The sequence below is a fragment of the Pseudomonas sp. TE3895 genome, from assembly GCF_056278855.1.
Map to the genome: position 1 here is coordinate 1,795,171 of NZ_JBWBQE010000001.1, position 8,937 is coordinate 1,804,107.

At 63.5% G+C, this 8,937-nt stretch carries 6 protein-coding genes and 2 pseudogenes; all 8 read right to left on the reverse strand.

The window, feature by feature from the left end; translation table 11 throughout:
• Window positions 1–20: 20 nt before the first annotated feature.
• Window positions 21–1,355 (reverse strand): OprD family porin, encoded by a 1,335-nt coding sequence (locus ACZ889_RS08150; protein ID WP_064492570.1) that lies wholly within the window; start codon window positions 1,353–1,355, stop codon window positions 21–23.
• 205 nt (window positions 1,356–1,560) lie between these two features.
• Window positions 1,561–1,785: a hypothetical protein gene (locus tag ACZ889_RS08155; protein ID WP_180688834.1), complete on the reverse strand. Its 225-nt coding sequence runs from the start codon at window positions 1,783–1,785 to the stop codon at window positions 1,561–1,563.
• A gap of 200 nt (window positions 1,786–1,985) precedes the next feature.
• Window positions 1,986–2,720: a YkgJ family cysteine cluster protein gene (locus tag ACZ889_RS08160; RefSeq protein WP_121782872.1), complete on the reverse strand. Its 735-nt coding sequence runs from the start codon at window positions 2,718–2,720 to the stop codon at window positions 1,986–1,988.
• A complete protein-coding gene (locus ACZ889_RS08165; RefSeq protein ID WP_003247302.1) occupies window positions 2,717–3,028 on the reverse strand; it encodes a hypothetical protein in 312 nt (103 codons plus the stop codon). The genes ACZ889_RS08160 and ACZ889_RS08165 overlap by 4 nt, the downstream gene beginning before the upstream one ends.
• An 88-nt stretch (window positions 3,029–3,116) precedes the next feature.
• Complete coding sequence (locus tag ACZ889_RS08170) at window positions 3,117–4,016, reverse strand: chemotaxis protein (protein WP_003247301.1); 900 nt, start codon at window positions 4,014–4,016, stop codon at window positions 3,117–3,119.
• A gap of 92 nt (window positions 4,017–4,108) precedes the next feature.
• Window positions 4,109–5,294: pseudogene (locus tag ACZ889_RS08175) on the reverse strand (HlyD family type I secretion periplasmic adaptor subunit).
• Window positions 5,291–7,460, reverse strand: a pseudogene (locus ACZ889_RS08180) (type I secretion system permease/ATPase). The pseudogenes ACZ889_RS08175 and ACZ889_RS08180 overlap by 4 nt, the downstream one beginning before the upstream one ends.
• Window positions 7,457–8,893, reverse strand: coding sequence for a TolC family outer membrane protein (locus tag ACZ889_RS08185; RefSeq protein WP_047605356.1), 1,437 nt, complete (start codon window positions 8,891–8,893; stop codon window positions 7,457–7,459). The pseudogene ACZ889_RS08180 and the gene ACZ889_RS08185 overlap by 4 nt, the downstream one beginning before the upstream one ends.
• Window positions 8,894–8,937: the final 44 nt, after the last annotated feature.

The window sequence follows — 8,937 nt, forward strand, 5'->3', positions numbered from 1 at the left end:
CCTACACTGGCAGCAAAAGATCAGAACACGTTCAGTGGGTAATCGACGATTACCCGCAGTTCATCGTTGTCGCTGTTGCTGTCGATCGACGCATAACCCTGGCTGCCGCGGTGGGTGGCATAGCGTACCAGCACCGACAGGTCCTTGAGGTCACCTTCCTGGAACACGTATTTCACGTCCAGGTCACGCTCCCAGTGCATGGCGTTCTTGCCATCTTCACGGTAGTAGTCGTAGTGAGTAGTGTCCTGAGTGGCCTTGGTCAGGTCAGCCTCGCCGCGCGAGTAGGACAGCGAGGTGGTCAAACCAGGCACGCCGACACCGGCGAAGTCATAGCCGTACTGCAGTTTCCACGAACGCTCGTTCGGCGCGTTGAAGTCCGAGTACATGCGCGAGTTGTCCAGGTACACGCTGTCGCCCAGGTTGATGTAGTCGAATGGCGTGTTGCCGTTCACTCGCTGGTAGGCGGCGGTGACGCTGTGGAAGCCAGCGTTGACGGTGAAGTGCACGCTGTAGGTGTTGTTGTCGATCTTGCCTAGCAGGGCCTGACCGGTGTCCTGGGTGTGATAGAAGTGCACGCCTGGGTTCAGGCTGACCAGGTCATTGACCACATAGGTGTAGTCGAAGTCCGCGTAGTACTGGTTCCAGATGTCCTTCAGCTCGGCGGCGTACAGGTTGGCGGTGATGTGCTCGGTACCGCTCCACGACGCGCCGGCCCAGTTCAGGTGCTTGCTCTTGTCGTGCTCGTCCAGTGACCCGTAGTAGGTGTCGATGCGGCGGTGGCCGCTCTGGTTGTACGGGTGGGTGAAGCTGACCTGGCCGCCTTCGAGCAACAGGCCATCAATGCTGGTGTTGGTCAGGCTTACACCGCGGAAAGTTTGCGGCAGCATGCGCGTTTCACCGCCGGCGATCACCGGGTTGGTGAGGAACAGGTCACCGGCTTTCAGTTCGGTGTCGAAGGCTTTCAGCTTGACCGCAGCACCGGCAGTGGAGAACGAATGCGGGGCAGCGCCCAGTTCGCCGTCGTCCTTGATGTGTTCGGGCAGGATGCTGGTGCCGGCATGGCCGCCACCGCCGTCGAGTTTCAGGCCCAGCATGGCATGAGCATCCAGGCCAAAGCCGACCACACCTGGGGTGTAGCCCGACTCGAAACGCGCTACCGCGCCTTGGCCCCACTCGCGGGTGTCGCGCACGCCGGCGTTGTGGTTGTCGCGGTTGAAGTAGGCATTACGAAAATGCAGGTTGAAGGACGAACCTTCGATGAAGCCATCAGCCTTGTCTTCATCTGCCTGGGCGGCGAAAGGGATCGTTGCAGTCAACGCAATGAAAAGCGGGGTAAAACGAAACGCGGAAGGCACCGGTACTAGCTCCTTTGGTCTGACGGTGGGGCAGTTTTTATATTTGAATGTGCGTCTTTTTTATAGGTACACGTTACAGCCGGGCTGAGCGTTAAAGCACATAAAAAAAGCCGCTGATCGGCAGCGGCTTTAAAAGGCTAACATATCGGCACCGGAGGTGCCCATGGCGTAGCCAAGGGAAAGAGGGAACAGCGACAGCGTTTGATCAGCTGTCGGCATTGGCATCGACGGTCACTTTGGAAGCTGTCTGTTTCGCGTCTTTTGCGGTATCTGCCTTGTTTGCGGCTACAGCGTCACGGGCCTCTTGATGGACAGCCGCGATCTCTGCATTACGGGCAACGAATGCCGGGGATTCTTCGGCCATGGCCAGGGGCGACAACAACAGGGAAGACAGGACGAAGACGCTGGCAATACCCATACTGTTGGACATTTGAAACTACCTTCTTGCGGTGCAAGTGCTAATGAGGACAGGGGTAAAGTTAGTCCTTTCAGTGCACTCGAAACAGAGCGAAGTGCGATAAGCACTGTTGCGCAAAAGGTAACGATCCTTGCGGAAATCAATAGGACTTTCGGCGAAAGTCCCGTGCTAGAGCACCTGCACAGGGCGCCGCCTTGGGCAAAATGGTCAGGCTAGAAACCGATAAAGGCGTAATAAACCGGGGTTTCATGGGTTGTGCGCAAACCCAGTGCCTGCAAGCTTGCCGTCAGTGCTTCATCCTGCACATGCAAGGTCCACTGCGCCCCTTCATTCCCCTGTACCTGCGCCAGCGCCGCAGCAAACGCCCCCATATCCGGCAAGTAGGCGGTAAAACCGTTACCCTTGAGCGCACTGGTCGTCATGCCCAACGCCTGGCACACCGCCACCTTGGCGGCAATGTCATCGCGGTCGGCCTGGCGCGAAGCCTGTACCAGTGCCTGCAGTTCCACATCGACCAGTTGCGCGCCATGAATCAGCTCCGGCCCCTGTTGCCAGGCCTCAGGCGGGCAGTCTTTGCTGTCTGGCCGCAGCGGGATATGCGGGTTGATTTCTACCGGATAGATGCGACACACCAGCGGGCGCTGCTCATAGATGGTGCAGAGGTCGTTGGTGTCGAGGTTACGGCAACGTCCGGGGTTGAATGCAGCAAAGGTCACCGAGACGCGTGCCTCGCCCTCGCCGCAATCCACTGGATGGGAGCGTCGCAGCACATGGTCACGCTGCTCCAGCGGCATCCCGGGGCCGTCCACGACGAAGGCCTCGATCAGTACCACCACCTGGCCGGCATCGTCCGCCCAGCGACGCGCTTCGGCCAGCGTCAGTGGCACATGGTGGCCGGTGCAGCATTTGCCGCAGCCGGTACAGCCGAAACGTAAGCGGTCGGTCACTTGGCTTCCGGGCTCCATTCACTGACGAAAGCACGCTGGTGCTGGCGGTCGTACAGGCACAATTCGGTGCCGGTGCGCTGCTGCATGTGCTTCTGTGGGTAGACGCCTTCGATCAGCAGGGCACTCATGCCGACCTGGTCATCAAACTCGGCGGGCTTGCCGCGGGCATGGGCGTCCTTGAACTGGCTGGCGGTCAGGCAAGCCTTGAGCATCTGCTGGCGCTGCTCGTTCCAGGCCTGGCTACTGGAGGCCTGGGCAATACCGCTGAAGAGGGCGCAGCTGATCAAGATAGAGCTGAGAAGCTTCATACGCGATTCCGGCAATTTTCTTGCGAGGGGCGCGAATTATGCCCGAGTCACCCCCGGCGGCAAGCCGGGGAGTTTGTCGCTGAATATATCAGTGCTCGGCGAACACCACGGTACGCGCAGCCACCACCAGGCAATCGGTCAGCTCTGGCGAGGAGAACTTGGTAAGGATGGCATTGGCCCCGGCCTGGGTCGCCTTTTCACTGCTCATGGCACTGTCCAGCGAGGTGTGCAGCAGCACGTACAGGTGCTGGAAGTCGGGGGTTTCACGCAGCGTGCGGGTGAAGGCGTAGCCGTCCATTTCGCTCATTTCGATGTCGGAGACGATGATGTTGATCTCCTGCGCGGTGCCTTGCAGCTCCAGCAGCACGTTGATGGCGTCTTTGGCGCTGCGCGCGGTGTGGCATTCGATACCGAGGTTGCGCAGGGTGTGCACTGACTGCTGCAGGGCCACCTGGCTGTCGTCCACCACCAGGATGTTGGCGGCGGCCAGCAGGCTGGCGTCTTCTTCGTTCAAGGTGCCGTGCGCTGGCTCGGCGACGGGCGGGGCGATGGCGTGTATGACTTTTTCGATGTCCAGCACCTGCACCAGGGTGTTGTCCACGCGCGTCACACCGGTAATGAACGAGCGGGTGCCCGAGGCGTAGGGCGGTGGTTTGATGTCGGTGCTCAGGCAATGCACGATGCGGCTGACTGCCTGTACATGCAGGCCTTGGCGCGAGCGGCTGATCTCGGTAACGATCAGGCAGCCACCCTGCGGGTCGACCAGTGGCTGTTCGCCAATGGCGCGGGACAGGTCAATGACCGACAGCGAGTGGCCGCGCAGGGTTGCCACACCTTTTACGTGGGGGTGCGACTCGGGCAGCTTGGTCAGCGGCGGGCAGGGGATGATCTCGCTGACCTTGAGCAGGTTGATTGCCATCAGCTTGCCGCTGCGCAGGGTGAACAGCAGCAGGGATAGCGAATCCGCGCGGGCATTTTGCGTGGCCATGGTGACCTTCGGTGAGGAGCAGGGGATAACCGGTTATCGGCCTGTTTGGGTCGGGCTTTAGGCATTTTGCACAGAACCCAGGAATGCCTGGATCAGCGTTCACGCAGGGCCTCCTTGGCTCGGTTCAGCGGCTTGATCAGGTAATCGAGGATGGTTTTCTCGCCCGTTCGGATATCCACCGTGGCAATCATCCCTGGCACGATCGCAAAACGCTTGCCGGCCTTGTTTTGCAAGCTGTCCTGTTCGGTGCGGATGAACACGCGGTAGTAGTAGATTTCCGGTTTGACCTCGTCCTGCAGGGTGTCCGGCGAAATGCCCACCACCTTGCCGTCCAGCCCGCCGTACACCGAGTAGTCATAGGCACTGATCTTGACCTTGGCCGCCTGGTCGGGGTGAATGAAGGCGATGTCCCGTGGCGCGATGCGGGTTTCGATCAGCAGGCGTTCGTCCATCGGCACGATCTTCATCACCTGGCCACCGGGCTGCACCACGCCACCCAGGGTGTTGACCTCGATGTCCTTCACGATGCCGCGCACCGGCGAGCGCAGGGTCAGGCGGGTGAGCGAGTCGCTGCGCCCGCGGATCACTTCCGACAGGGCGTCCGCTTCGGCGCTGGCCTTGGCCAGTTCTTCCCGGGCGCGCACCAGATAGTCTGAGCGCGCCTCGTTGGCCTTGAGTTCCAGCTCGGAACGCTGGCGGTTCAGGCGGATCACTTCAACCCGGCTGGAGGCACCCATCTTTGCCAGGTTCTCGGTGATTTTCAGCTCGCTGCGCACCAGCTGCAACGAGTCCTGAATACCCGCCAGGGTCTGTTCCAGGCCGCGGCGGCGGGGTCTGGTACAACGCGGTTTCGGCATCGATCAGGTCGGGAGAGTCGCGCAGGCTCGCCGGGAAGGTCAGGGGCTTGCCGGTCACCTCTGCCTGCAGGCGAGCCTGACTGGCTTTGGCAGCCCGGTACTTGGCCTCGCTTTCACCCACGCTGGAAGCCGTCTTGGTCGGATCGAGCTGGGCCAGCACTTGGCCGCGCTCGACCAGGTCGCCTTCGGCCACGCTCATCTGCGCGACGATACCGCCCTCGAACGACTGAATGACCTGCTCTCGCGAACTTGGGATGACCTTGCCTGTGCCGGTGGACACCTCGGTCACCTCGAACCAGGCCGCCCAGGCCAGGAACGCCGCCAGCATCAGCGCGCAGAGGGTGATGATGCGGCCGGCGCGGAATACCGCCTGGTCGTCCTGCCCGTCCAGGTAGGAGGCCGGGAGTTCATGGTTGCTCATGCCTGGGCTCCTTGCAGTTTGGCCAGCGCGGCGTCGCGCGCGTCATCGATGACGTATACGCCCGGCGTCCAGCACCAGGATGCGGTCGACCCGCTGCAGAACACTCAGGCGATGGGTTGCGATCACCAGTGTACGGCCCTGACAGAAGCGCTCCAGGTTATCCAGCAGCTTGCGCTCGGTCATGTCGTCCAGCGACGCGGTCGGCTCGTCCAGCAGCATTACTTGCGGCTGGCGTACCAGCAGGCGCGACAGCACCAGGGCTTGGCGCTGGCCGCCAGACAAGCCCAGGCCTCCTTCGAGGATCAAGTGGTCCATGCCCTTGGGCAGGCGGCGGACGAAGTCCAGTGCGCCAGTGGCGGCCAGCGCGGCCACCAGTTCCTGGTCGCTGGCCTGGCCGGCACCGAGGGTGAGGTTTTCCCGCAGGGTGCCGTGGAACAGCCTCGCGTACTGCGGCAGCAGGCCGACGTCACGGCGCAGGTCAGCAGGGTCGAGGTGGGCCATGGCGATGCCGTCCAGGCTGATCTCGCCCTGTACCAGGTCCATGGCCCCACCCAGCGCCTGCAGCAAGGTTGATTTGCCGGCGCCGTTGCGGCCCAGCACGGCAATGCGCTCGCCCGGCTGGATGTCCAGCCGGCCAATGTTCAGCACTGGCGGGTAGTCTTCGCTGTAGCGGAAGTTGGCCTGGCGCAGGCGGTACTCGCCGTGAATGGCTGGCAGGTGCACGCGGGCTTCGCCTTCGGGGTGGTCGACTGGTGACTGCATCAGCTTGTCCAGGCCTTGCAGCGCGACCTTGGCCTGCTGCCAGCGGGTCAGCACATGGGTCAGCTGGGCGAGCGGTGCCATCATCCGCGACGAAAGCATGGATGCCGCCACCAGGCTACCCGTGGTGAGGTCGCCGGCGATGACCATGGGTGCGCCGATCACGATGACCACGGCAAACACGGCACCCTGCACGTTCTGCGTCCAGGTCACCAGGCCGTTGGTGAGGGTGCGCAGGCGCAGGTTGGTGTGCGCGCAGGCCGCGTTGTACTGGTTCCACTGCCGTTCGAAGCGAGCCTCCGCCTGCAGTGCCTTGATCTCGTCCAGGCCTTGGATACTTTCCACCAGCATGGCGTTGCGCAGCGCCGACTCACGCATCGAGGCATTGGCCAACCGTGCCAGGCGCCGTTGTGCAAGCAACCCGGGCAACACCATGGCCAGCAGCGCGACCAGCGGGATGAACACCAGTACGCCGCCGATCAGCCAGAACACGAACAGGAACAGCAGGAAGAACGGCAGGTCGGCCAGCACCGTGGCGGTGCTGGACGTGATCAGGTCGCGGATCGACTCCAGCTCGCGCAACTGCGAGATGAACGAGCCGGTGGACTTCGGCCGCACCGAGTTGCGCAGGCGCAGGGCATGGCCGTAGACCAGGTCGCTCACCCGCAGGTCGGCGCGCTTGCCGAGCAGGTCGGTCACCTTTAGCCGCAGCAGGCGCATGCTGAAGTCGAACACCAGTGCCAACACCACACCGCCAAACAGGACGTAGAGGGTGGGCAGGGATTCAGCCGGTATCACTCGGTCGTACACCTGCATCGAGAACAGCACGCCGGCCAGCGCCAGCACGTTGGCCACCAGTGAAGCGACCATCACCTGCCCATAAGGGCGCAGGTCACGCAGTACGATGCGGGCGAACCAGTGGCGGTCGTAAGGCGCGGTGTAGTCGTCGGTGCGCACATCGCGCAGTGGCCGGGCCGGGCGCAGCAGGGCCACGCGGTTGATACGGCCTTTCAGGGTGTCGCGGGGCAGACGCGAAGTCAGGCCCTGGTCACCGGCGAACACCACTGCCAGGTCGTCCTCTTCGGTCACCGACTCGACCACCGCCAGCTGCCCATCGTCCAGCTCCAGCACCAGCGGCGTGCGCCATTGCCGCAGGCCCTTGGCATCGAAGTGCACGAAGCGCAATGCCAGCCCCGCCTGACGTGCCATGTGGCGGAGGATTTCATTCAACGGGCGGGCATCCTCCGCAGCGGCCAGGCGAATACGCTGGGGTGATACGTCCAGGCGGTAGTGGTGTGCCACCTGCAACATCACCTCAAGCCAGGGGCCAAGGTCTGGCCGGTGGGCGGCGGCCTGCTCCGGCGCGGGCGCCTGGTTGGGCAGGGTCACATCGATCGAATCACTCATGGCTGGATCTCCACACCTTGCAGGTTGCGCCCCTCAAGGCCAAAGGCCGTGCGCAGGGCGCCGGTGTTGTACAGGCAGTCGACATCCAGGCGCAGCAGATCGGAGCGGGTGCCGGCAAGTTCGAAGCGTGACTGGTAGATCTCCTGCTCGGCGTTGAGCAGGTCGAGCAGTGGCCGTGTGCCCAGGTCCAGGTACTGACGCCCGTAGAGCATGCGTGCCTCCTGGATGCTGACCTGGCGTGCTTCCAGCGAGGTTAGCCGGCGGCCCAGCCCGGAGGTTTGCGCCATGGCCTCGGCCAGGCCTCGACGCGCTTGCAGGCGTGCGGCGTCTTCGGCGGAGTCGGCGGCGGTCAGCGCGTGGCCGGCGGCGCGGGTACGGGCGCTGATGGAGCCCCCTTGGTAGATGGGGACTTCGACGTTCAGGTAGATGCCCGCCTGGGTGCGGTCCAGCCGTGCGTTATCGCGGTTGTAGTCGTCGTCCAGGTAATGATTGACCTGCGGTTGCAACGACAGGGTAGGGTAGGCCTCCGCCTTTGCCTGGGCCAGCTCGGCCTGGCCCTGTGCGCGCTGGGCCAGGGCCATCAGCACGGCGGGCAGGCGGTCATCACCCTGTGCAGGGCGCTTGCAGGCCTGGTTCAGCTCGGCGGGTGAGCCTTCGGCCAGTGCCGGTGGGGTAACGCGGCCCATCAGCGCCGCCAGGGTCGAGCGCCAGCGCTCGTACTGCGACTGGTACTCCTCCAGGGTGGCACGGGCGCTTTCCACGCGGGACTCGGCCTGCACCACATCGGAACGGGTACTGGCGCCCATGTCGCTGCGCTGGCGCGCCATGCCGGCAATGTCGCCCACGCCGCGAATCTGGTCGCGGGCAATCGTCATCAGTTGCTCGTAGCGGCGGGTTTCGATCCAGGCATAGGCTGTGTCGCGGGCCAGGTCGTCGACCACCAGCAGGATATTGGCCTGGGCGCGGGCGGCGGCCGCCTGGGCCGCGTTGACGGCGCTGTCGACCTTGCCGAAGTCATAGAGCATTTGCTTGAGCGACAGGTTCAGGGCCTGGCTATTGCGGTCGCCGCCATAGCCGGTGTCATAACCGGTGCGCAGGCCACCGGAAATCTGTGGGTAATAGCCCGCACGGGCGACGTTGATGCCTTCGCCCTGCTTGTAAAGGTTGCCGATGGCCTCAGCGATGCTCGGGTGCCATTGCGCTGCCTGCAGCACCGCGTCGGTAAGGCTCAGCCGTTCGCCACTGGCGACCGGGGCCATGCCGATGGGGGGGCGGGCGGGCACCGCTTCGGGCGCATCGCGTAGCAGCGACGGCCCGATCTGGCGCAGGTGGGGGTCTATATCATCGGCTGCCTGGGCAACCGGGTGCAAGTTCAGGGCCAGGAGCCCGAAGGCTCCCAGCAACAGCGGTGACAGCGGACTGCTTCGCTTCACATAGTTCCCTTACTGCTGGTCGTCCATGCCGCCGGGTATTCACC

Coding starts and splice junctions, on each gene's coding strand:
- ACZ889_RS08155 (WP_180688834.1), bottom strand. CDS start 1,785: ATGTCCAACAGTATGGGTATTGCCAGCGTCTTCGTCCTGTCTTCCCTG.
- ACZ889_RS08165 (WP_003247302.1), bottom strand. CDS start 3,028: ATGAAGCTTCTCAGCTCTATCTTGATCAGCTGCGCCCTCTTCAGCGGT.
- ACZ889_RS08170 (WP_003247301.1), bottom strand. CDS start 4,016: ATGGCCACGCAAAATGCCCGCGCGGATTCGCTATCCCTGCTGCTGTTC.